The following is a 24173-nucleotide window of genomic DNA, read 5'->3' on the forward strand; positions in this document are numbered from 1 at the left end:
TTTATTGATGTAGCTTTGCAGCCTCAAAAAAAAGGGCTTTTGTGATCATTTATGCGGGTTTCGCATGAGCGTTTTACAGCAGGGCTCAAAACTTCAAACATGGAAATAAGAAACATCGCCATCATTGCACACGTTGACCACGGTAAAACTACATTGGTTGATAAGATATTACATGCGACCAAGGTTTTTCGTGACAACCAGGAGACCGGTGAGTTGATCATGGATAGCAATGATCTGGAACGTGAACGTGGTATCACCATTTTTAGTAAAAACGCTTCAGTTACCTATAAAGACGTAAAAATTAACGTGATCGATACGCCGGGTCACGCCGACTTCGGTGGAGAAGTAGAAAGGGTGTTGAAAATGGCCGATGGTGTTATCCTGTTAGTAGATGCTTTTGAAGGTCCTATGCCGCAAACAAGGTTTGTTTTACAGAAGGCATTGCAACTTAACCTGAAACCAATTGTGGTTATCAATAAAGTAGACAAGCCAAACTGTCGTCCCGATGAAGTGCATGATGCTGTGTTCGAGTTATTCTTTAACCTCGATGCCTCGGAAGAACAGCTTGATTTTCCTACTTATTATGGTTCGGGAAAAAATGGCTGGTTCAATGATTCACTGACGCAAATTGATAACATTAATCCCCTATTGGATGGTATATTAAAGCATGTGCCAGCCCCGAAAGTGAATGAAGGGCCTTTGCAAATGCAGATCACTTCATTGGACTACTCCTCTTTCCTCGGTCGTATTGCGGTAGGAAAAGTGAGTCGCGGTTCGATAAAGGAGAATCAGCCGATTGCTTTGCTCCAGGCAGATGGATCAGTCAAAAAAATGAGAGTGAGAGAACTGTATGTGTTTGAAGGAATGGGCAAAAAGAAAGTGACTGAAGTATTGGCGGGTGATCTTTGCGCAGTGGTTGGAATTGAAGATTTTAATATTGGTGACACCATTGCCGATGCAGAGAATCCTGAAGCATTACCGGTTATTAGTGTAGATGAGCCGACAATGAACATGTTGTTTTCTGTAAACAATTCTCCTTTTTTTGGTAAGGATGGAAAATTTGTAACCAGCCGCCACTTGCGTGACAGGTTGATGAAAGAAACCGAAAAAAACCTTGCCCTGAAAGTAATGGATAGCGAAGAGGGAGATAGCCTGGTTGTATATGGCCGGGGTATTCTTCACTTAGGAGTATTAATCGAAACCATGCGCCGTGAGGGTTATGAGTTGACTGTAGGTCAACCTCAGGTAATCGTAAAAGAAATTGACGGCAAAAAATGTGAGCCCTATGAAACGCTGGTGGTGGATGTGCCGCAGGAATTTGCCAGCAAAGTAATTGACCTGGTAAGCCGCAAAAAAGGTGAAATGCTGGTGATGGAAACCAAGGGTGAAATGCAACACCTGGAGTTTGACATTCCTTCAAGGGGTTTGATCGGTCTTCGTACGCAAATGCTGACTGCCACGACCGGTGAAGCGGTAATGGCCCATCGCTTTAGTGAATATAAACCCTGGAAGGGACCGATTCCCGGAAGAAATAACGGGGTATTGCTTTCAAAAAATACAGAGAAAACAACTGGTTATTCGATCGATAAATTACAGGACAGGGGTACCTTTTTTGTAGATCCGGGTGAGGAAGTATATGCCGGGCAAATCATTGCAGAAAACATAAAGCCCGGAGACCTGGTGGTAAATGCAACGGAAGGAAAAAAATTGACCAACCACCGTGCAAGCGGCAGTGATGATGCTACCCGTATTGCTCCAAAAACGTTGATGACGCTGGAGGAATGTATGGAATATATTCAACAGGATGAGTGCATAGAAGTGACACCTAATTTCATTCGTATGCGTAAAGTGATACTGGATGAAAACGAAAGATTGAAACAAAGTAAAAAGATGAGTGCTGAAGCAGTATAAAATGATTAAATGAAAATACGAGAGCCGGTTCGAAAAGGAACCGGCTCTTTTGCTGCTAGTCACCCTGGAAAATAGATAATTTTTTTAGCACGTCACCAATCTTCAACACATAAATACCTGTTGGCAAAACTGGCAAGTCAAACTCAAGGCTGTATGGAGATGGAGTAATATTTTTTTGCCAAATCAATTTTCCCGACCTATCAAGCAGCGAAATATGTTTAACAGTTGAAACATCGCCTGTTATATAAACCTTGTCCCGGGCGGGATTGGGATAAACATTAACCTTGCTTCTGCTTCCTGAAAAATCCGTATAAATTTTTTGAATGATAGAATAGGTTATCGTTGCGCTGTGTTCTGTTATTTTTAGCCGGTAATAATTTATTCCAGCTTCAGGAGAAGGATCAATCGCCTTATAAGAGGATACCGTTTCTATTCCCTGCTGCTGATTAATGGATATCCAATTGTAGCCATCCGTTGATCTTTCAATAGTAAAGCGACTGACAATTTCGGGTTGAGCTACCTGCCAGGTTAATTGGACTTGATTATTTATTATATAGCGGGTTTTGAAAAAAACTATTTCAACGGGCAGTAATAATGTACAATAATTACTGATAAGTACAGTTGAACTTGAGTAAGTATAGTTCGTGAAAACTTGTCCCACAGTCCCCGCCGCTCCTGGAACAGCTGTAACACAAGTAGCTGAGCGCCTCGTTTCAAGCCCGCCACTTCCAGCTGTTGTGGTAATTCCGGATGCCGGACTTGCTCCTGAAAAATAAATAGCTCCGCCACTTCCGCCGCCGCCTCCACCATAGCATCGTCCGCTGATTACCCCGTCATCAGAAGCACCGCCATTACCTCCATTTGCTTCAATAGTCACGGAACCAACATAGTTGGTAACGTCCATGATCAGGGTGCCTGCCGCACCACCACCACCGGCCCCATCGCCTTTTGAAGGTCCGCCTGTTTGGCCGTTGGCACTGATTTTTTTACTGTTTCCCACAAGATTGGTTGCTTCAATAAAAATAACGCCTCCACCATGGCCTCCACCCCGCGAATCACTGAAGCCGTTATTAGTATGACCTGCGCCGCCCCCGCCCCCTGGAAATATCTTTTTACCGCTGTGACTGTTTAATTCTTTTCCACCTCTCCCTGGTATTGATATTTCGCATCCGGCAGAACTGGAATTACCACCCCCAAGTCCACCAGCCGAAAGATTGGCGCCACCGCCGCCGCTATTATTGTGATTATTACCACCGCCACCGCCATTTGCCGGAGCGCCCCGGCCACCACTAACGGAAGCTCCAACTATTGCTGCCCCTTCGCCCTTAAATGCACCTTCCTGCGGATCTGAATTGTTGGCGTTATAAGCATAATCATTAGCAGGGGCAAAATCAGAACAAACGCCACTACTTAACAAAAATCCACCTCCTTTGAATCCGGCAGAGTCTGCCGATATTGGTTGATTTAATACAAGATCTTCCGCTACACTCACGGCTAAAACCCCTCCGGTGCCAGTTGCATTATCCCAGGGTGCCGCTTTCAATGTATCCACTACAGTTGCAGAAACATATTGAGGTATTTTAACCAACTGTACTTTGCCCGATACGGTATATTGGTTTAATAACATGTAAATGAGAAAAACAGAATCGCCAATTACGGTACAAACTTTTCCGATTTCATAATTACCAGCATTGTTAAGACTTGTGGTGTCACCAAATGAACTTGAATTGGCGTTGGTATTAATTGATGCGCCTTTCATCTGGATCAACATCACTTTATCATTATAGTTTAAACCCGAAGGATTGGTAACACGAACACAAGCTTTGGAAGGTATGATTTCAGTAACACTGTAATAGCTGTTTACCACGCCACTAATGGAAGCGTTTTGGGAATACAATTTTGAATTTGATGAAAATAACAAGAAAAGGAGTGAAAATCCGGATAGCTTTAGTTTTGCAGCAGACTGGTGTAGTGGATTTATACCGGATTTCATATAAAGAAAAATACAAATTATTTTTTTCTTTATATAGTTCTCTTAAATATTTTGATTTTACTCATAATAATATTTTCCAGAATCCCTGAGATACTGGTCTGCGCAGTAATTTTGTGGTTAAAATAAAGCTGTCATGAAAAGGAGGTTGTTGGTCGTTTTTCTTATTTGTTGTTTGCTTTTTTTTACGGCAGCACCGTCTACTGCGCAATGTTCCATCTGTACGAAGACGGCTCAGCAATTGGGCGAAGGTCCAGCCAAAGGCCTGAACGGAGCTATACTCTACCTTGCATTTACTCCTTTTCTTATTATTGGTTATATCGGTTACCGCTGGTGGAAGAGTAACCGTGATGCATGATCTATATATTCCCGGTCATCGACTCAAGGATTCTGCCGCTGGCTCAATGTTTTTGCAGGCGGTTACCAAATAGGTTAATTTTATGGAAGGCATAAAAGCCCCGTTTTTTGAATCTTTTTCACCATAGAAAATTCCGCCTCCTCATTTGCTTTTGTTTACTAATGCCCGGCAAAACAGGAGCCCAGTCGCTTTCATTCAACAACATAAATACTTCGGATGGGCTGTCCGAAAACAATGTCCGATCAGTTGTTATTGACAAAAAGGGCTTTTTGTGGATTGGTACGATCGATGGCTTAAATGTGTACGATGGCTACACCGTCAGTACTTTCAAAAAAGAAAGTTACCCCCAGTTGGCTTCTAATAATATCATTCATCTAACCTGCGATAGCCGAAACAGGGTGTGGCTGGGCACTTATGACGGTATTACTTACCTGGATGAAAACAGGAAATTTCATCGGGTAGTTTTGAACGATACCGCTACAAAATTTGGTTGCCGAACCATTATGGATACAAAGGCGTTGGGGCCGGTTCTTTATACCAGCCTCGGCCAGTTCTTTTTTAGTTCATCAACCAACAAATGGGAAAAGATTGATTGGATACCGCCACAACTCAGGTATGAACGGTTTCATGATGCAGAGCCATTCGATGATAACCGGATCATTTATGCGACAGACAGCCTGATACTTCTGGTAGATTATGCCAATAAAAAAATTACGTACCAGCAGCCCTTTAAAGCCGTCTTTAGTTTATGCCGTTATAGTGATCATGAGTTGGCGGTAGGATTACAGCATGGCAAAGTTCAAATTGTAGATATTCAAAAAAATAAGATTGTAAAAGAATACCAGCTTACAAGTGAGCTCAACAAGAAAAAGGTCAACTCGACTATTACGGAGGTTAGACCAGCGGTAAATGGTAATCTTCTTGTTTCAACCGATTATGCAGGATTGGTGATCATTGATAGAAACGGAAATTTTTCCCATTATAAACACAACCCTATTCAATCCAATTCAGTTGGCGCCAACCTCATCTGGCGGGTTTTGGGTGCAAATAACGGTGACATTGTTGTGGGCACCAATACAGCCGGAGTTAGTGTGGCGAATATTTTTAACAAGCAGGCAAGCTATGTCCGCATATTTAACGACCAGCAGGGAAATTTTTATGATAGTTATATATCTGAGATCAAAGAAGGTAAAGAGGATGTTTTGTGGATAGGCGCACTGGAAAGACTTATCCGCTGGGATCGAAAACAAAATTTAACTCAATTTTTTTACTACTATGCTGCTCCCATCTGGACCGGCTCACAGAATGTAGAAATCCGGTCTTTATGTATCGATAAGTTTGGACGTGTTTGGGTAAGCGCTTTAGGCGATGGTATCGCCGTATTAGATGAAACGTCCGGACAGTTTAAAAAGATTGCAAGAGATACCTCCTTAGGAAATGCTGTCAAAAGTGACTATATCTTCAGTCTTTACGCAGCGTCAGATGGCAACATTTGGGCAGGCACTAACGCCGGATTTTACACCATAGACCCATCCAGTTTAAAAATAAAAGCCTATACGGATCATCCTCTTTTAAAAAAGATGTATGGGCTTAGAATAAACTCATTCCTCGAAGATAAAAGAGGAAATATGTGGATTGCCACCTTTAAAGGAATATATCATTATAATCAAAAGGAGAACCGGCTGGATAGCATTACTGAAAAGCAGGGCCTCGCATCCAATCAGTGTTTTACTCTTTTCCAGGATGATAAGGAAAGATTGTATGTGGGCACACTCAAGGGCTTCAGCATCATCGACAGTGATAAAATAACTACCTACAACAAAACGAATGGTTTAAAATATGATTACTGTGAGGGGATTACCCAGGACAACCAGGGTAAAATCTGGATTGCTAATACCAAATGTATTATCCGCTTTGATCCTGAAAAGGGAACGATGAAATATTTTGATGAGAATTCCGGGCTTTCAACGGAGGGATTTAGAATGGGCAGTGTTTTGAAAACCAAAGCAGGTGAATTATTCTGGGGAGGAAGAGCCGGTGTCAATTACTTTTTCCCTGATCAGATGATTACAAGACCGGCCGATCTAAAACTGACCATTTACCAGGCCGAAATGCAGGATTCCGTCATTAACCTTTACAATCATAGCGACCTCTCACTCAAATATGAAAACAACAATATTATTTTCCGTTTTTCCGCCATTAACCTGAAAGGCTCCCGCAATATCCAATACCAATATAAGCTGGAAGGCTATGATAAGGAGTGGCAAACCGGTATTGATACCCGGCAGGCACGTTATTCATCATTACCGGCAGGCAATTATATTTTCAACGTCAAAGCTAGCCTTGATGGCAAAACCTGGGTTAGCGCTGCCAATAAAATAAACCTGGCCATTATTCCACCCATATGGCAGCGCTGGTGGTTTATTGGTGCTTTTATTTCTTTGTTGATCGGCACTATTTATTGGGTCATTTTCAACCGTAATAAAAAAATTGACGAGCAACGGGAAGAAATAGAAACTGAGCAGGCGATCAATTACTTTGCTTCCAGCCTTTCTGAACAACAAACAGAAGAAAATATTCTTTGGGATGTAGCGAGAAACTGTATTGGTCGGCTTCACTTCGAAGACTGTGTCATTTATTTACTGGATGAAGAAAGGAACATTCTTGTACAAACGGCTGCCCATGGACCCAAAAGTCCGCTCCAGTTTGAAATCACCAGTCCAATTGAATTAAAACCGGGAGAGGGAATTGTTGGTAGTGTGGCGCAAAGTGGAAGAGCAGAGATCGTGAACGATACATCCAGGGACAGCCGGTATATCGTGGATGATGTGCAACGGTTTTCTGAAATCAGTGTCCCTATCATTTATAATGGAAAGGTTTTAGGCGTGATCGATTGCGAGCACTCAAAAAAAAGGTTTTTCACTAAAAAGCATTTGTCGATTCTTACTACTATTGCGTCCTTGTGTGCCAATAAGATTGTCAGAGCCAGGGCTGAAGAAGAAAAAAAAGAGGCACAACGAAAATTAATGAGCACTCAACAAAAAATGACAGAAGTAGAAATGCAGGCATTAAGAGCACAAATGAATCCTCATTTTATTTTCAACTGCCTGAATTCTATAAACAGGTATATTGTCAAGAGTGATCAGACGACTGCTTCTTTATATCTTACCAAGTTTGCCAAGCTAATCCGGCTGATTCTTGACAACTCTAACTGTAAAAATGTGGTACTCGCCAATGAGCTGGAAGCATTGAAGCTGTACATAGAAATGGAAGCACTACGGTTTGATAAAAAGTTTACTTATGAAATAAAGGTGGAACCTAATCTTGGAACAGATACGATCGAATTACCGCCGCTAATTATTCAACCCTACGTGGAGAATGCAATATGGCATGGGCTGTTGCACAAGGAAAACAATGGTCACCTCAGCATCAGGGTAGGCATGGCCGGCGAGTCCATGCTGCAATGTACCATTGAAGATAATGGCGTAGGCAGGGAAAAAGCAAAGGAATTAAGGAGTAAAACAGCTACTTCCAGGAAATCACTGGGAATGCAATTAACGGAAAACCGGTTGAACCTTCTTAACAAACATGCACAGTTAAATGCAAGTGTAGAAATAATCGATTTGGAAAACGGGAAAAGCGGGGCGACAGGAACAAAGGTCATTTTAAAAATTCCAGTGTAATGACAGCAGGTCGATGATACAGCACGGATTAAAAATAAACTCTAAAACAATAGTTATGATACGGTGCATATTAATTGACGATGAAAGTAATAGCCTCGAAATGATGGAATGGTTGCTTAAAACCTATTGCCCCCAGGTACAGATCGATGCCATGTGTAATGCGGCCAGCAAAGGAATAGAGGCGATCAACAAGTACAGGCCTGACCTCGTTTTTCTGGATATTGAAATGCCACATATGAATGGATTCGACATGCTGGAGCAATTTGATAAATTGTTTTTCGATGTTGTTTTTTGTACTGCTTACGATCAGTTTGCGATTAAGGCGTTTAAATATAGTGCTCTGAATTATCTTTTGAAGCCGGTTGATCCTGATGACCTGAAAGAAACAATACGCCGCATTGAAGAAAGGAAGTCGTCGCCTTCCAAGGAACAGATCGAATTGCTTTTTCAAAATATCAGGCAAACCGCCAAGCCCTCTGTACAGCGTATTGCACTGACAACAGGCGACGGAATGATCTTTGTTCCCACTAACGAAATTCTCTATTGCCAGGCAGAAAGCAACTATACCAGCGTGGTATTGGTGGGAGGTAAGAAAATTCTGGTGTCAAAAGTGTTGAAAGATATTGATGAAGCGTTGAGCGGTCCTGACTTTTTCCGCATTCATAACTCATATCTTATCAACCTGAATCATATCAGGAAATATGTTCGGGGTGAAGGAGGTTATCTCATTATGGACGATGGCGCCAACATTAGTATTTCCAGGAGTAAAAGACAGGAATTTATGGACCAGTTTTCAAAGTTTTAGTGTCCCCTGTTTGTTTTTGTTGTCAACCACATAAGTAATTTGGCATTCTACTCAACGCATGTTTTATTTTGGGGAAAGCTTTTTTAATTTTACAATACAATTTTTTTATAACAATTCAATAGCAACAACTGCGTTGCTTTGCAAAATACTAATAGGGACGGTGTTGAGTTGGCGGTTCGGTAGCGGGCCGCTTTTTTTATGTATAAAAATCATTGTTGTCAGGTTAAATTTTCCAGAATCCTTTAAAACTCTTTCTGGTTAAGGGTTCTAAGCCCCATCTCTCCTGAGCTTGTCGAAGGATGGAGAGGGGGTTGGAGGTGAGGTCTTGCAAACGGCTCAATAAAGTCACCAACTACACAGATCCACTAGTTTCCGATCCCACTTTGACAATAGCTTTACGCTTTCATTAATCATTAACCATTAAACATTCCAACATGAAAATTTCAAGAATTATTCTTGTCAGTGCTATTGCATTGACTGGGCTTATCTCCTGCAGTAAAGACAAGGACAAGACAAGTAAGCAATCAGAAACAATTGAAGGCCGCTGGGAAGGCACTTATGTTAACCAGGCTTCCGGCAATAGCTTCTACTACAGCCTGAACATTAAAGCCGGTGGCGTTATTGAAGAACTAAATGCTTCGGGGCAAAAGCTTGGCCAGGGTACATGGGAAATGGAAAATAATATCCTTACTGCTCATTACAAATGGACCAGCGGAAGTGAATACTCCATCATCGCTGCTTTTTACAAAGAAACAGGAAAGCTTCTCGGCGACTGGGGATATGGTAATAGTGCGACAAATGGAGGAACATGGCAAATGCAGAAAGCCGACTAGTTTTTGACTGGCAAAGTAGAATCACTTTTACTATTCTTTTATATCGGTCAGCTACTTACTATTATCAACGGTACACTTAGTATTTCTTAAGTCCGGATTTTCTACGAAACTATTTTTTGGTACGATCAACAACATTAACCTTTTTAAACCTTAGAAAAAATGAAAATCATCAAAAGCCTTGCAGTGGCTTTATTACTAACAACTTCTTTTGTTGCCTGCAAAAAAGACAACACACCTCCACCATTTACAATCGAAGGAAAATGGGAAGGAAAAATTGGAACCGGAAATGCTACACCCTCTGGTCAGTATGCCTTAAACATTAAATCGGGTGGTACCATAGAACGGGTAAATAGCAATGGTACTATCACCGCGTCTGGTACCTGGCAATTGGCTGGCGATAATTTCTCCGCCACCTATAATTACCAAAATGGTACTGTGGTAGAAGTAGTAGCCCTTATTGACAAAGGCAGTAAAAAATTATCAGGAAGCTGGGAAAACAATGGTGGAGAAGAGGGGTCTTTTTATGCGAATAAGCAATAAATCATAGTATCAGGGTGGATTCTCATAGCAGTTAAGTTCAGGAGCGGCAGTAATGCCGCTTTCGTTTTTTATTTATCCGCGATAAAACGGTATAGGTTAAAATTACCTTTTGGGAAAAGGGCTTCAATTTCTTTTTTCAGCTTTAACTTATCAATTCCTTTCATTCGCTTTTGTTCGATGAGGAAAAAGGCTTTTTCTGCAAGAAGCCAGAATTTTCGATCGGTAAGGTGTGATTTTTTTAATTGATGAAAAATGATATCTAATAACTCATCAACGCCCTTTTTTTGCGAGGCTATTGTTTTAACAACCGGCACTTCATGATAGTGTGTTCGAAAAGCGGGGGCCAACATTTGCCGCAAATTTTTTACGAAAAGATCTGCATCGGGCCGGTCAGCTTTATTAACGACAAAAACATCAGCAATTTCCATGAGACCCGCCTTCATCGTTTGCACTTCATCACCGGCTTCAGGCACGACAACAACAATCGTGGAATCAGCAAGTCCTGCGATTTCTATTTCGCTTTGACCAACTCCCACTGTTTCAACAATAATATGATCAAACGGAAAAGATTTCATCAAGTCGGTAAGCTCAATGATTTTAGGGTGCAGACCGCCCATTGAACCCCTTGTTGCTAATGAACGAATAAATACGTTGGGATGAGTATACCATTCACTCATCCTGATTCTGTCGCCCAGCAGGGCTCCCAAATTGAAAGGTGACGAGGGATCAACGCACAGAACCCCGACAGTTTTTCCTTTCCCGACAAGCAAAGCAATAAGTACATCTACCAGGGTGCTCTTCCCTGCACCGGGCGGACCGGTAATACCAATGATTTTGGTAGCAGAAGGCGGTAACGACTGAAGCAATTCTTCATAACCCGGGTATTCGTTTTCGATTAATGAAATACAACGGGCCAGTGTTTTGGGATTGCCATTCTTGATTTCGGTTAGGTATTCTTGCCACATGATGATGATGACTGCTTCGTTCAAAGTTAAGCAGCAACCGGCTTAATGATTAATTTAAAATGGCTGATTGCAGGTAGTATATTTGCGGCCATGCCGGCAATAACGGGTATATCAGTTGTAATTCCAAACTATAATGGCTTATCTCTTTTGCCACAGGTGCTACCTACCGTATTAGCGGCGTTGCATCAAAGCGGTATTGCGTCGGAAATCATTTTGGCCGACGATTGTTCGACAGACGAGTCGGTTGCGTTAGTGCGGAATAATTTTCCTGCCGTCAAAATATTGAGTAATGAGGTCAATAGTGGTTTTTCTGTCACCGCTAACAAAGGTATTTACTCCGCAAAATATGATTGGGTCCTGTTATTGAATAGTGATGTCAAACTGGAGCCTGATTATTTCAGGCATCTTTTTAAGTATACCACACGTTCTGATGTATTTGGTGTTATGGGGCGCATCATCGGATGGGGTGATGAAAAAATCCAGGATGCTGCAAAATTTCCTTTCTTCCACGGTGTTAAGATCAAAACATCTGGCAACTATTTGCTGAAGGATGAAGCAGCCATGACCAGCGGACTCTACTCAATGTATTTATCAGGCGCCAATGCTTTCCTTAATAGAAAAATCTTTTTAGACATTGGGGGATTCAATGAACTGTTTTCTCCTTTTTATGTAGAGGACTTTGAATTATCCCTACGGGCCTGGAGGCTTGGATTTAAATGCTACTTTGACTACAATGCTGTTTGCAGACATAGGACATCGGCTACTATAAACAGCTCAAATAAAAAGAAGCATATTAAAATAATTTATAACCGCAACAAAATGTACCTGCATGCTATCCATTTAAAAAAGGGGAAAAGAGTAGTGTGGTTTGTACAATTGTTTTTAGAAGCCCTTGTACATCTTATTACTTTCAAATGGACTTATATAAAATCTATGACACTTTTTTTTAAAAATTATAGCAGTGTCCAGGCTTGCAGAAAGGAATTAGATCAAAAAGCTTTTAATAAAAAACTCCTGTCAGTGGACGAAGTTGTAGGTAGCATATTGCAATCAATAGCGGGAAGGGAAATAATACGATTCTGAAAAGATTATTCGTTTGTTATCGTTCTTTTAAGTGGATTGGGTGCTGATAATCTCTTAAAGCCCAATTTGATCTTTTGCCAAAATTTTACCAGGAAGAAAATAACCGATGAGTTATATACTTTATTTTTAAAACTGGAGTTACTCAAATAAAATTTGGTGCAGGTAGTTTCCATATAACGGCTCCTTATTTTTTTACCATATGAAGTGACGAACTCCCCTACGTGTTTTTTAAGATCTTTCAGGTTGCCGAGACTTAAATGTTTTACCATAAATGGGATGACATAAGATGTATGGCCCAGGAAGTCAGCAATGATGCAGATATCCGTGCCATAGAGATGAAAAGTTTTTATGTCAGCAGAAACTGTTAGCGACGCCTCTTTTTTTATGACCAGGAAGTTTTCATCGAGGGAACTTACCCGCGCCGGGAGTTTTGTTGTTTTTATTATTCTTCCTGCATTGTTGATATAATGAGCAAACTGATGATAGCCAATACCACCGGCATTGCCGGCCACCGCCCATTTTTCATCCTGTGCGGACAATTGGTCCAGGCAGTTTTCCAATTGATCTATTTTGTCAATACACCTTACATCCTGGTGAACGATGACCAGGTATTTTCCCTGTGCTTCTGCAATAAAACGCCTTATAGCCTGGTAGGCATCGAATTTATTGCCGTTGGAATTATCAGCAATCATGTATTCACACCGGTCAGTGAAGCCACAGTCTTCAAAGCTTTGTTTCATGATATTGTATTCCTCTTTGTTCGTGACAAGAGTGCAGATGGAAAATAGAAAGGTAGCTGAAGCCGGCTTTTCAGTAAGACTTTTATAAGTCATTTGTCAATTGGTTGAAATTAGATATAAAGAAATGAATCTTTATTGAATATGATACCAACTTTATACCTTTACCCGCCTTTATAAAAAGATGCGCCAACCCTGGAAATAAATATCTACGGATGAAATTATTTAAAAGAAAGAGGTTCAGACCTTATACAACTACTTTCAGAGGAGGCACCCTGCATGTTCATGATCATGCTTCGTTTAGGCTTGGAAGAAAAGAGTTGTTCCGGGAGGAAGTGTATAAGTTTAACTCACCCAGGGCGAATCCTTTTATTATAGACTGCGGTTCCAATATGGGCATGAGTATTTTATATTTTAAATCACTTTATCCCGATGCAAAAATTATTGGCTTTGAAGCGGACCCTTATATTTTTTCATTTCTTGAAAAGAACATCCGGTCCTACAGCCTAAAAGATGTAACGGTTCTTAACCGGGCTGTATGGGATGGGGATAACGAGACACTGTCCTTCCTGGCTGAAGGCGGAGCAGGAGGAAGGTTACAGGAAAGATCGGGGCAATTCAACTACATAGATGTAAAAACAACCCGTCTTAAAAACTACCTGGTTGAAGAAATAGATTTTTTAAAGATTGATATAGAAGGAGCCGAGCATAAAGTAATTGCCGACTGTGCTGACGAGCTGAGATTTGTAAAAAATTTATTCATAGAATATCACAGCATGGAGAATAGGGAGCAGAATCTTCATCTGATTCTCGAAATTATATATAAGGCGGGATTTCGATATCATATCAAGGAAGCTTATACTACTCCATTCCCCTTCATAGAAAGAAGATTGAATGTTGGCATGGATTTACAGTTAAATATTTTTTGTTATCGATGAAGCTGTTAAAAAATAAGTAACACTCTAATCAGTGTTATTGCGGAACTTCATCATTTCATTTTATAGTTAAGAAATGACCAATTTCATTCCGATATTTCCATTAGGCATCGTGGTATACCCGGGGGAAGATTTGAACCTGCACATTTTTGAGCCGAGATATAAACAACTGATCAGGGAATGTCATGAACAAAAAAAGCCGTTTGGCATTCCTTCAGTAATTAATAACAAAGTGCAGGAAAACGGTACATTGGTTCAAATCACGGAACTGACCAAGGTCTACGATAATGGCGAAATGGATATCAAAACGCAGGGAGTGCAGGTATTTCGTATTCTGGAATTAATAAAAGAAATTCCTGATAAATTATATAGCGGAGCTATTGTAAATTATCCGGCTACACATGAGCATGGCAAACCCGAACTGATGCGTAAAGTGATGGCGAGTATTCGTGACCTGCATGCATTGTTGAAAGTGAAAAAAGATTTTAAAAAGCCAGACGATCAGATCCGCTGTTTTGATATTGCTCATCATGTGGGCTTATCTATAGAACAGGAGTATGAAATGCTTGGTTTATTGGATGAGCGTCAGCGCCAGGAATATTTAAAAAGATATCTAGCCAAAGTAATTCCAACGGTAGCCGGAATGGAAAAACTCAAAGAGAAAATAAAACTCAACGGCCACTTCAAAGACTTACCGGGATTTAACCTTGACAAATAAGGCTTCATTGTTCTGCCAGTATTTTGAAGAATTCTCCTGCGGTTACGACTGGCAGCGCCGAACTGCTCAATTTTTTATAGGCAGCCTTATCATGGGTTATAAAATAATCAAGTTGATTTTCAAGGGCAATCTGGTAAAGCACCGCATCTTCCAGGTCATTTGTTGGTAATTGACAAGCCGCCTGGATTGTTTTGTTAGAACAAGGAGCCAGTGTCATTATTTCAAGAAGCTCTTTTATTGTTTTTCGTAATTCTTTCGGCGTATATCCCTTTTGTATCAGGTACACCGTTGTGTTGACGACCGACTCGGAAAAATAACCAGTTATCGTCTCACCTTCGATCAGCTCCATTAAATGTTTTGCAGATTCATGATGTTGCCTGCTTCCGTCAAAAAAGTCTATAAGAATATTTACATCCAGGAAAACCTTATAGTTCATATTTGTTTTTTAAATATTCACTTCTCGCTTTTTCAACAGATTTTATTTTTATACGCAATGTACCCGCGTTTCTCTTTACAAAATTTTTTTCCTTTTTCTCTTCTTCCTTTTTAGTCAATTTATCCAGGTATTCTTCCACCAGCTTGCTGACCGAAACTCCTTTCTTAGCCGCATATTTTTTGCTTTTTGCGGCTACCTTTTCATTAATGGTAAGATTTAATTTTACTGTCATCGTAAACGATTTTTATAAATATACGTATAAATTTAAATCAGGCGTATAGGCGAGTTATCTGTTTATGCCATTAAAAATCATATTTTTATTCAAACTTTTTATTTTCGTGTCAGTCACTCTCTGTTTTGATTTTGGAAATACCCGGCGCAAATGCGCTGTTTTCAAAAACGCCGGATTAGAAAAAATAATCGTACTAAAAGACGATTCGGATCAAACAATTCAAGCCCTGATTAATGATTTTAGTCCCCGCAAATCGATCCTGTCGTCGGTGATCGATCATAATCCGGCTATGGAAGAACTGTTGGCAAAACATTCAAAATTTCATCGGGTTAATCATTTAACCAAGCTTGCTTTCACGACTCCTGTCGGTAAGCCTGAAACAATCGGAGCGGACAGGTTGGCCCTGACTGCAGCCGCTGTCCATTTTTATCCCCGCCGCAATAATCTTGTTATCGGCCTGGGTACCTGCATCACCTATAATTTTATCAATAAGTATCACGAATTGATTGGTGGCGGTATATCGCCGGGAATGGAAATGCGTTTAAAAGCAATGAATTATTTTACTGCCAAACTTCCTTTGGTAGAGGCAGATAGTAACGTGCCGTTGATAGGCTATGATACCAAAAGCAACATGTTAAGCGGAGCTGTGCTCGGAATTGCCTACGAAATCGATGGTTTTATCGACGAATACGCTAAAAAATTCGACAACTTTAACGTGGTGTTAACCGGGGGAGATATAGTGCATTTGGCTTCGCACCTTAAAAACAAGATATTTGCAGACCCCGATTTAATATTTAAGGGTCTTTATGCCATCAGCGAAGTTAATAACCTCTAAGAAAATCAATGTGTTAAAAGTTTCCCGGATTAAGATAAACCTCCTGCTAATTGCCTGCTTTTCGTTGAGTTCTGTTCACGTTTTTTCCCAGGATAACTCACCTTACAGCCGTTATGGGCTAGGTGATATTGTTCCTTCAACTAATATAAACAGCCGCGGAATGGGCAGCATTTCGTCGGGCTACGCTGACGTTCTCTCTATCAATTTTAATAACCCGGCTTCTTATGGTTCGTTTCAAACCTTAAAGGAACAAACTGCTAAAAAAATAGCCAAGGGGCGGGCAATTCTCGATATTGGGCTAAATTTTGAAAACCGAACCTTACGGGAGCCAAATGTTACCGAAAAGTTCTCTGCCAGTAATGCCTTGTTTTCCCATGTACAGGTTGGCCTGCCGATCCGGCCCAATTGGGGAATTAGCTTTGGCTTGCGACCCATAACAAGGATCAGTTATAATATCAACAAGATTGAACGGCTAACAGATCCCGGTTCAGGCAGCTATATTGATACGGCGGTCACTGTCAACCAGGGCGATGGCGGTTCCTATCTTGCGTCAGCCGGAACAGGTTTCAAAATCAATTTTAGCAAGACACAAGCTCTTAGTTTGGGCATCAATGGTGGCTATCTTTTTGGAAAGCAAGATTATAGTGTTCGCCGGTCAATCTTCAATGATTCGATACAATATACCAGTGGAAACTTTCAAACCAAGACAACCTACGGCAGCCTGTATTTCAATGCAGGTCTTCAGTATGAAACCAAGTTGAAGCCAGATCTCTACCTGACCTTTGGTTTAAATGGTAACTGGAAACAGGACCTCGACGCTTCAAAAGATATTATCCGCGAAACTTATTTTTTTGACGAATCAACCGGTAATATCAGGATCGACAGTGTATTGGATCAAAAGAATTTAAAAGGGCCTATTGTTTACCCAAGCTCTTATACCGCTGGTTTTGTTTTGGAGAGATTTGTATCTGCCAAAAAAGCCGGTTGGTTAATCGGGATTGATTATGCAAATACTAAATGGACCGATTACCGGACTTATGGACAGGCCGATCCATCGGTGCGGGATAAATGGGAATTAAGAATAGGAACACAGTTGAGACCCATCCCTAAAGCAAATTATTTCAGCAACGTAGCCTATAGGGCCGGTGCTTTTTTTGGTCCTGAGTATATCCGTTTTAACGATAATAAAATACCTGTATTTGGAGCGTCATTTGGCATGGGATTGCCGCTACGTAATTATAACCGGCAGAATGAACAGTATACCCTGATCAACCTGGCGTTTGAGTTTATCAAACGTGGGGGCAATGACAATGTGTTAAAAGAAAATCTCTTCAGGTTATCGGCCGGCTTTTCGCTAAGCGATCTTTGGTTTACAAAAAGAAAATATGACTAACGGGGTCCCCTCCATATTGAAGTATTTTACTGCAGCAGCCCTATTATTGAGCTGCTGTTTTGTTAGTTGTGAAAATAGCCAGGAGGAAATTGATAAATGGACCAGGAATAAAGTGATGCAGGAAGAAGCTATCAACGTGGAAAGCTATATGAGCCAGGGAGGTGTGATGAAGGCCAGGCTGGTAGCTCCATTAATGTTGCGGGTTATGGCAGATACGCAATATGTCGAGTTTCCCAAAAAGCTCCATGTTGATTTTTATGATGACAGTACAAAAATTGAAACAAGGCTCGATGCTAAGTATGGAAAATACTTTGAGAACCATAACAAAGTTTACCTGCGTGATAGCGTGGTAGTCATAACTGTAAAAGGGGATACGTTGCGATGCCATGATCTTTGGTGGGATCAAAATAAAGCAATTTTTTATACAGACAGTGTGGCGACTTACCGGTCGCCCGGCAATGACATTACAGGTGGCAAAGGAATGGAGGCAACGCAGGACCTGAAAATGGTGAAGTTTAAATCGCCTTTAGGCGTGGTAAAAATTGCCGACAGCGGTTTTCCTGAATAAACCTGGTAAAAGAAGTTTCATCTGAGACTAGTAAAGGTATTAAAATATCAAATCCCGCTCCTAAAGAGAGCGGGATTGAATTTCATTAGGACGAGCCTTAAAGGCTTTTTCAGTTGTTGGATATTTGGATCAAAAACGGGACGCTTAAAACGGACTGTAATTGGTATCGATCAACTACAGTCCCAAAACTAATCTACGTTTTCATTTAGTGCCAGAGCAATTTTTACAGATTCTTTAACTATTGAATTTACTGCTAACAAGGGATATCTACGATGAAAACACCTGCGAGCATCACCTGTTTTTGTATCTTCCAGTTTCAAAATCAATTGCTATGTCTTTGAAAAACAAAACTGTATTAATTACCGGAGCCAGCCGCGGTATTGGCAAAGCTATAGCACTTCGTCTTGCAAAGGAAGGAGCCAATATTATCATTGCGGCAAAATCTGTGGAAGAAAATGCAAAATTGGGCGGTACCATTTTTTCTGCGGCCGAAGAAATGGAGAAGATCGGCGGACAGGCCCTGGCCATACAATGTGATATACGCTTTGAAGATCAAATACAAAACGTGGTGGACAGGGGGGTTGAAAGGTTTGGAGGCATTGATATTTTGGTAAATAATGCTTCGGCTATATCACTGACAGCCACCGAACAAACTGACCCCAAACGCTTTGACTTAATGCATGACATCAATGTTCGGGGAACTTTTTTTGTAACAAAAGCTTGCATTCCACATTTAAAAAAATCTTCCAATGCCCATATCCTTACTTTATCACCGCCGGTTAACCTGGATCCAAAATGGCTGAAGGGCCATATCGCATATACGATTACTAAATATAATATGAGTATGATGGCGATGGGTTGGGCTGCCGAGTTGAAAGACTACAATATCGCTTCCAATGCACTCTGGCCAAAAACAACTATCGACACAGCAGCGGTAAGAAACTTGTTGGGTGGCGAAGCATTGGCCAAAATGAGCCGTACCCCGGAAATATTAGCCGATGCAGCTTATTATATTTTCCGCAAACCTTCTGCTCAGTGTACTGGCAATTGCTTTATTGACGAGGAAGTATTTGCAAACGAAGGCATTACTGATCTAAGTAAGTATTCAGTTGTAGAAGGGGCAAAATTATACAGAGATTTATTTGTTGATTGAGCAGTCCGGGAAATATCGTTGTAATTCTAACGACGGATAATCAGTGAATTAAAAATTTATTATTCCCGGCCGACTTTTTTTGCATAGTCTTTGTTTTCCATACTAAAACTTTCAATTATGGAAAAAAGGCAAAAGCTCGAAATGATGGACAAAATATTGCGGGAACTGGATGATCTGAAGAATAGCCAGACCTCCGTGCTTAAAAAAGTGTCGCAGATCGAAGCGGAAAATATAAACCTGGGTGTTCAACTGCTTGATCAGTCTTTACCCGATGTTCACGAAAGTATTGACAGGGGAATTGAATCCGTGAACGATCTAAGCGAAAAATTCCAGGCTTACCGGGATAAGTTTTCAGCAGATAATAAGCTTGAAGTGGTAGAAGAAACTCCGAATTCCTGATCATCCACATAAGTAAAAAACCCATCTGCCGCGGCAGATGGATTTTTTAGGACTATTCAGTAACCTGCTCCTGTATTTTTTCGGGTCGCATCTGCGGAAAGAAAAGCACATCCTGGATGGAGGGTTGATTGGTCAGTAACATACACAACCTGTCTATCCCAAAACCAATTCCGGATGTTGGAGGCATACCGTATTCTAACGCCCTTAAGAAATCGTAATCAATAAACATAGCTTCATCATCTCCTCTTTCCATCAACCTCACCTGTTCTTCAAATCGCTCCCGCTGATCGATAGGATCATTCAATTCGGTGTAAGCATTCGCTATCTCTTTACCGTTGATCATAAGTTCAAAACGCTCCACCAGGCCTTGTTTGTCCCGGTGCTTTTTGGTCAGGGGGCTCATTTCAACGGGATAATCAATGATAAACGTGGGTTGTATATAATGATGCTCACATTTTTCACCAAAGATTTCGTCAATGAGTTTGCCTTTTCCCATCGTATTATCAACATGAATTTGCAATTGATTACAAACTGAACGCAATTGCTCTTCATTCATGCGGCTTACATCAAAACCGGTATGTTCCTTTATCGCATCGTAAATGCTGATTCGTTTAAAAGGCGCTTTAAAAGAAATGGTTTTGTCGCCCACCTGTACATCGGTTGAATGGCAAACATCCAGTGCCGCTTTTTCAAGCAGTTGCTCTGTTGTTTCCATCATCCACAAATAATCTTTGTATGCCGTATAAAATTCAAGAATCGTAAATTCCGGGTTGTGGGTGCGATCCATGCCTTCATTGCGGAAGTTGCGGCTGAACTCGTATACCCAGTCAAAACCACCCACGATCAGTCTTTTCAGGTACAACTCATTGGCCACACGCAAATAGAAAGGAACATCCAGGGCATTATGATGAGTAATGAAAGGTCTTGCAGCAGCACCACCCGGGATGTTTTGCAATACCGGTGTGTCCACTTCCAGGGCGCCTTTAGCATTTAAGAACTCCCGGATAGAGTTAATCAGTTTTGTTCTTTTGATAAAGGTTTCTTTGATCGATGGATTAATGATCAGGTCGGCATAGCGCTGGCGATAGCGAAACTCGGGGTCCGTAACGGCATCAAAGGTCTGTCCTTCCGCTTCCTTTACAATGGGCAGTGGCCGTAACGATTTGCTCAGCAGCGTAAGTTCCTTCACGTGGATAGATGTTTCGCCTGTTTTGGTAATAAATGCGTATCCTCTGACACCGATGATATCGCTGATATCCAGCAATTTTTTCCAAACAATATCATACAGGCTTTTGTCTTCTCCGGGGCAAATATCATCGCGGCGGATATACAATTGAATTTTTCCATACGCATCCTGTATCACGGCAAAATTGGCTTTCCCCATATCTCTCACACTCATGATGCGGCCGGCGACGCATACATCTGCAAATTCCTCTTTTCTTTCTTCCGAATAGTTTTGTTTTATATAAACTGAATTGGAGTTTACGGGATATAAAGGCGCCGGGTAAGGCTCAATTCCCATCATGATCAGTTCAGCCAGTTTTTCGCGGCGGAGTTGTTCCTGTTCGGACAATTGTTGTGTACTCATTACGCTGTTTTCAAAATTGCGGCAAAGGTACTGGTTGGGGGTTGAAGAGCAAAGATTGACTTTTCTGATTGAATGGGTAATAATCCGCATGATTTAGAAAGAAATTTCCCTGGCTGCGTACTAAAAGCCTTAAAGTATCGTCAAAGAAGAGTAAGATCGTTGGAAATCCAATGTCCAACGGGTAATTTGATCTTCTTTTTAAACCTAATAACTTATAATGAAAACCTTTATTGTTGCAATTGCATTGTCGGCAGGCCTTTTACCAGCTACTGCTCACTCCCAGTTTAAGGTCCCAAAAATTCTCTCAAAAGTGACAGGTTCAGGCGTTTCTGAGGCAGAGGCGGGCCAGGGTATAAAGGAAGCCCTGACCCAGGGGGTAACCAATGCCGTGTTGAACCTGAATAAGACCGATGGCTTTTTTGGCAGCGAAATCTATAAAATGCTGCTGCCACCCGATGCGAAAAAAATAGAGACTACGTTGAGAAGTGCTGGTATGGGTGCGCAGGTAGATAAAGCCATTCTTGCCATTAATAGGGGTGCTGAAGATGCAGTGGCTTTTGCAAAACCCATTTTTGTGGATGCGATTAAAGAAATGACACTGACGGATGCTTTGAATATTGTAAAAGGAAATAAAGATGCCGCAACGCAATATTTCAAGCAAAAGACTTCTCAAAAATTGATTGCAGCATTTACCCCCTCTGTCCAAACTTCATTGGACAAGGTAGAAGCCACCAAATATTACGATGATATAGTAACGACCTACAATAAATTTCCTACGACATTTAAAAAAGTAGATCCGGATCTTACCTCTTTTGTGGTAGGCAAGGCGGTCGATGCTTTGTTTGACCAGGTAGCCAAAGAAGAAGCGAATATCAGGGCTAACCCATTGGCCAGGACAAGTGATATTTTGAAGAAAGTGTTTGGAGGAAATTAATCATAAGTTCAATTGAATTGAAACAGCAGGTATGGTTGCAAAAAACCAACTGCTGTTTTTTTATTTAAAATCATTTGTCATTCCTGAATGATGCCAATTGTAACTAACAATATAAACCGTTTTATAGCTCACACCTCTTCTATCCTAACCGGATCACTGGGCACTAGCCAGTAGTACCTGCCATGCATCCTGCACTTTTCCTTTGCTTAATAGCTTTTTTGCATGCAGGTGAAGTTCTCTTTCCATCTCATCGGGATTGAGATTATAGTATTGAATGATCTGCTTTAAATGATCATCATCAAAGGAAGGATTGATAACCGGTAGCTCCTGCACATTGGCTAGCTGTCCCAGGTCATTGCCTGAAAGTATTTTGCTGTTCCGTATGCTTTCAGGCAATGCATCAATTCCAATACCTACTTGTGTATTCGGCTTCTCTACCTGAAACAGATTGTTTTCATTCACTACGCAATACCAGTCGCCGCCCAGCCTTGCCACATGATTGATCTTTCGCTGATCTATTTTTTTATCGGCATCGAGTAGCGAATCATCAATATGCATTCTCATTACTTCGCAGATCACCAGGTTGCCGGCGCCGCCTTCGGTGCCTAGTGGTTTTACTTCAAGCACTCTGCATTCAAGATTTATCTTACTTTCCTTTACCATCGGCGGCTTTACCATTGTGGCAGGTACGGGGGTAAAGCAAGCCTTTACAAATTCATTTACTCCTTTTGGAAATTCACAACTGGCTAAAGATGTTTGTTGCACCATATCGTAAGTAACGATATTGATCACCACTTCCGGTACTTCCAGTATATTTTGTAATGTATGCTTGGTAGTATTATCTCTCACTCGCCTGGAAGGTGAAAAGATTACAACAGGCGGATTAGTAGAAAATAGATTGAAGAAGCTGAAGGGGCTGAGGTTTACATTCCCTGCTTTATCGATGGTGGAAGCAAAACAAATAGGCCTGGGAGCAATCACATGCTGCAGGTAATATTGCTTTTCAGCAGGTTTTAAATCTTTTAAATCAAAAACCATTCTACGCTTTTTTTTGCTTCAGTATGCTCCAGTCTGTGTCTTCCGCAACAATCGTATTGCTCAATTTTCCTAATGCATCAATTTCCATTTCAACAATATCATTTGGTTGCAGCCATTGCTCAATATAATTAGGATCATTCAATTTGCCTGTGCCATTTAATTCCAGGAAACAACCGGTTCCTACCGTGCCGCTACCAATTACATCGCCGGGATACAGGTCTACGCCATAAGAAGCTCTTTCAATAATTTCTGCAAAGGTCCAATCCATATCGCCCAAATTGCCTTCGCTTATTTTTTGACCATTTACCCAACATTTCATTTCAAGGTTCCAGCTTTTTCCAACATGATTTTCTTTTGAAGAGATTTCAAACTCATGCAATTCGTCCAACGTAACTAGCCATGGTCCGATTGCTGTTGAAAAATCTTTTCCTTTTGCAGGACCAAGATTAAGTAACATTTCTTCCATTTGTAGTCGCCGGGCACTCAAATCATTCATGATCATCAAACCACCAATATATTCATCGGCCTCGTGGGCCCTTATGTTTCGCCCATGTTTACAGATAACAATGGCTGCTTCCAGCTCAAAATCCAATTTTTCAAAATGATCCGGCATGCACCTGACCTCGCCGGGCCCCTGTATGCTGTGATGATTGGTGAAATAAAAAATCGGGTATTGATCAAACTCCGGGATCATTTCTGCCTTACGATTGCGACGGGCGGCCGCCACATGCTGGCGAAACGCATACCCATCGCGACAGGAAGTGGGAAAAGGTACAGGGGCTAACAGTTGAACTTCGTTTATGGATTGTCGTTTATTGCTTGTTCTTGTTCCTTCCTGCAGCATCAATGCACCAGCCTGGGCCACGGGGTAAGAGTCTTCCCAATACGTTAAAAACATATTCATACTGTTGGGAAGATCGGGATGCAACACTTCCATGTCATACACAAACCCATTGATCAAAACGCCCAGTTGCTCGTGATTGTCTTTAAGGTAGGTAACTAGCTTCATAACAGCATTCAATTTGCCAGCAAAGAAAGG

At 41.1% G+C, this 24173-nt stretch carries 23 protein-coding genes; 15 read left to right on the forward strand and 8 right to left on the reverse strand.

Annotated features, from left to right (window positions below):
• Positions 1 to 99: 99 nt before the first annotated feature.
• Complete coding sequence (typA, locus tag ACFEL9_RS15945) at positions 100 to 1911, forward strand: translational GTPase TypA (RefSeq protein WP_385892026.1); 1812 nt, start codon at positions 100 to 102, stop codon at positions 1909 to 1911.
• Positions 1912 to 1966: 55 nt separating this feature from the next.
• Here the strand turns inward: typA and ACFEL9_RS15950 are convergent, their stop codons facing one another.
• The gene (locus tag ACFEL9_RS15950; protein WP_385892029.1) at positions 1967 to 3904 is read right to left on the reverse strand and encodes a T9SS type A sorting domain-containing protein; all 1938 of its coding nucleotides are present in this window, start codon (positions 3902 to 3904) and stop codon (positions 1967 to 1969) included.
• A 133-nt stretch (positions 3905 to 4037) separates the two neighbouring features.
• Between ACFEL9_RS15950 and ACFEL9_RS15955 the strand changes: the two genes are divergently transcribed.
• The 5 genes from ACFEL9_RS15955 (at position 4038) to ACFEL9_RS15975 (ending at position 10120) form a co-directional block, all read left to right on the forward strand.
• Positions 4038 to 4259: a CAMCR motif-containing small membrane protein gene (locus tag ACFEL9_RS15955; protein ID WP_385892032.1), complete on the forward strand. Its 222-nt coding sequence runs from the start codon at positions 4038 to 4040 to the stop codon at positions 4257 to 4259.
• 161 nt (positions 4260 to 4420) lie between these two features.
• Positions 4421 to 7942: a sensor histidine kinase gene (locus ACFEL9_RS15960; protein ID WP_385892035.1), complete on the forward strand. Its 3522-nt coding sequence runs from the start codon at positions 4421 to 4423 to the stop codon at positions 7940 to 7942.
• Between the two features lie 55 nt (positions 7943 to 7997).
• Positions 7998 to 8747 (forward strand): LytR/AlgR family response regulator transcription factor, encoded by a 750-nt coding sequence (locus ACFEL9_RS15965; RefSeq protein WP_385892038.1) that lies wholly within the window; start codon positions 7998 to 8000, stop codon positions 8745 to 8747.
• Between the two features lie 434 nt (positions 8748 to 9181).
• Positions 9182 to 9580 (forward strand): hypothetical protein, encoded by a 399-nt coding sequence (locus ACFEL9_RS15970; RefSeq protein WP_385892041.1) that lies wholly within the window; start codon positions 9182 to 9184, stop codon positions 9578 to 9580.
• 159 nt (positions 9581 to 9739) lie between these two features.
• On the forward strand, positions 9740 to 10120 hold the full coding sequence (locus tag ACFEL9_RS15975) for a hypothetical protein (protein ID WP_385892043.1): 381 nt from the start codon (positions 9740 to 9742) through the stop codon (positions 10118 to 10120).
• A 68-nt stretch (positions 10121 to 10188) separates the two neighbouring features.
• Here the strand turns inward: ACFEL9_RS15975 and meaB are convergent, their stop codons facing one another.
• Positions 10189 to 11109, reverse strand: coding sequence for a methylmalonyl Co-A mutase-associated GTPase MeaB (gene meaB / locus ACFEL9_RS15980; RefSeq protein WP_385892046.1), 921 nt, complete (start codon positions 11107 to 11109; stop codon positions 10189 to 10191).
• A 21-nt stretch (positions 11110 to 11130) separates the two neighbouring features.
• Here meaB and ACFEL9_RS15985 point away from each other — a divergent pair, with 21 nt between their 5' ends.
• Entirely contained in the window at positions 11131 to 12168 is a 1038-nt protein-coding gene (locus ACFEL9_RS15985) for a glycosyltransferase family 2 protein (RefSeq protein WP_385892048.1), read from the forward strand.
• A 5-nt stretch (positions 12169 to 12173) separates the two neighbouring features.
• Here ACFEL9_RS15985 and ACFEL9_RS15990 read toward each other — a convergent pair whose 3' ends face one another.
• A complete protein-coding gene (locus tag ACFEL9_RS15990) occupies positions 12174 to 13001 on the reverse strand; it encodes a hypothetical protein (RefSeq protein ID WP_385892051.1) in 828 nt (275 codons plus the stop codon).
• Between the two features lie 119 nt (positions 13002 to 13120).
• Between ACFEL9_RS15990 and ACFEL9_RS15995 the strand changes: the two genes are divergently transcribed.
• Both ACFEL9_RS15995 and ACFEL9_RS16000 read left to right on the forward strand, forming a co-directional pair.
• On the forward strand, positions 13121 to 13843 hold the full coding sequence (locus ACFEL9_RS15995; RefSeq protein ID WP_385892054.1) for an FkbM family methyltransferase: 723 nt from the start codon (positions 13121 to 13123) through the stop codon (positions 13841 to 13843).
• Positions 13844 to 13916: 73 nt separating this feature from the next.
• The gene (locus tag ACFEL9_RS16000) at positions 13917 to 14558 is read left to right on the forward strand and encodes an LON peptidase substrate-binding domain-containing protein (RefSeq protein WP_385892056.1); all 642 of its coding nucleotides are present in this window, start codon (positions 13917 to 13919) and stop codon (positions 14556 to 14558) included.
• 4 nt (positions 14559 to 14562) lie between these two features.
• On the opposite strand, the gene ACFEL9_RS16005 is transcribed toward ACFEL9_RS16000, so the two are convergent.
• Positions 14563 to 14994, reverse strand: a complete 432-nt coding sequence (locus ACFEL9_RS16005; RefSeq protein ID WP_385892059.1) for a type II toxin-antitoxin system VapC family toxin — start codon at positions 14992 to 14994, stop codon at positions 14563 to 14565.
• The gene (locus ACFEL9_RS16010) at positions 14984 to 15226 is read right to left on the reverse strand and encodes a DUF6364 family protein (protein ID WP_385892061.1); all 243 of its coding nucleotides are present in this window, start codon (positions 15224 to 15226) and stop codon (positions 14984 to 14986) included. The genes ACFEL9_RS16005 and ACFEL9_RS16010 overlap by 11 nt, the downstream gene beginning before the upstream one ends.
• Before the next feature lie 106 nt (positions 15227 to 15332).
• On the opposite strand from ACFEL9_RS16010, the gene ACFEL9_RS16015 reads away from it, so the two are divergent.
• The 5 genes from ACFEL9_RS16015 to ACFEL9_RS16035 all read left to right on the forward strand — a co-directional run bounded on the left by ACFEL9_RS16015 (position 15333) and on the right by ACFEL9_RS16035 (position 19574).
• Positions 15333 to 16061, forward strand: a complete 729-nt coding sequence (locus tag ACFEL9_RS16015) for a type III pantothenate kinase (RefSeq protein ID WP_385892064.1) — start codon at positions 15333 to 15335, stop codon at positions 16059 to 16061.
• Positions 16033 to 17454, forward strand: a complete 1422-nt coding sequence (gene bamG / locus ACFEL9_RS16020; protein ID WP_385892067.1) for a BamG family beta-barrel-assembly machinery protein — start codon at positions 16033 to 16035, stop codon at positions 17452 to 17454. The genes ACFEL9_RS16015 and bamG overlap by 29 nt, the downstream gene beginning before the upstream one ends.
• Positions 17447 to 18022 carry an LPS export ABC transporter periplasmic protein LptC gene (gene lptC / locus ACFEL9_RS16025; RefSeq protein WP_385892069.1) on the forward strand — a complete coding sequence of 192 codons (576 nt, stop codon included), beginning with the start codon at positions 17447 to 17449 and terminating at the stop codon, positions 18020 to 18022. Before bamG ends, lptC begins: the two co-directional genes overlap by 8 nt.
• A gap of 331 nt (positions 18023 to 18353) precedes the next feature.
• Complete coding sequence (locus tag ACFEL9_RS16030) at positions 18354 to 19175, forward strand: SDR family oxidoreductase (protein WP_385892072.1); 822 nt, start codon at positions 18354 to 18356, stop codon at positions 19173 to 19175.
• A gap of 117 nt (positions 19176 to 19292) precedes the next feature.
• On the forward strand, positions 19293 to 19574 hold the full coding sequence (locus tag ACFEL9_RS16035; RefSeq protein ID WP_385892075.1) for a hypothetical protein: 282 nt from the start codon (positions 19293 to 19295) through the stop codon (positions 19572 to 19574).
• 52 nt (positions 19575 to 19626) lie between these two features.
• On the opposite strand, the gene lysS is transcribed toward ACFEL9_RS16035, so the two are convergent.
• The gene (lysS, locus tag ACFEL9_RS16040) at positions 19627 to 21162 is read right to left on the reverse strand and encodes a lysine--tRNA ligase (protein ID WP_385892078.1); all 1536 of its coding nucleotides are present in this window, start codon (positions 21160 to 21162) and stop codon (positions 19627 to 19629) included.
• A gap of 217 nt (positions 21163 to 21379) precedes the next feature.
• Here lysS and ACFEL9_RS16045 point away from each other — a divergent pair, with 217 nt between their 5' ends.
• Positions 21380 to 22096, forward strand: a complete 717-nt coding sequence (locus ACFEL9_RS16045; protein ID WP_385892079.1) for a DUF4197 domain-containing protein — start codon at positions 21380 to 21382, stop codon at positions 22094 to 22096.
• 153 nt (positions 22097 to 22249) lie between these two features.
• Here the strand turns inward: ACFEL9_RS16045 and ACFEL9_RS16050 are convergent, their stop codons facing one another.
• Both ACFEL9_RS16050 and ACFEL9_RS16055 read right to left on the reverse strand, forming a co-directional pair.
• A complete protein-coding gene (locus tag ACFEL9_RS16050; RefSeq protein ID WP_385892081.1) occupies positions 22250 to 23134 on the reverse strand; it encodes a flavin reductase family protein in 885 nt (294 codons plus the stop codon).
• A 1-nt stretch (position 23135) separates the two neighbouring features.
• Complete coding sequence (locus ACFEL9_RS16055) at positions 23136 to 24143, reverse strand: fumarylacetoacetate hydrolase family protein (RefSeq protein ID WP_385892083.1); 1008 nt, start codon at positions 24141 to 24143, stop codon at positions 23136 to 23138.
• Between the last annotated feature and the right edge of the window lie 30 nt (positions 24144 to 24173).

The sequence above is a fragment of the Terrimonas alba genome, from assembly GCF_042434975.1.
GTDB lineage: Bacteria > Bacteroidota > Bacteroidia > Chitinophagales > Chitinophagaceae > Terrimonas_B > Terrimonas_B alba.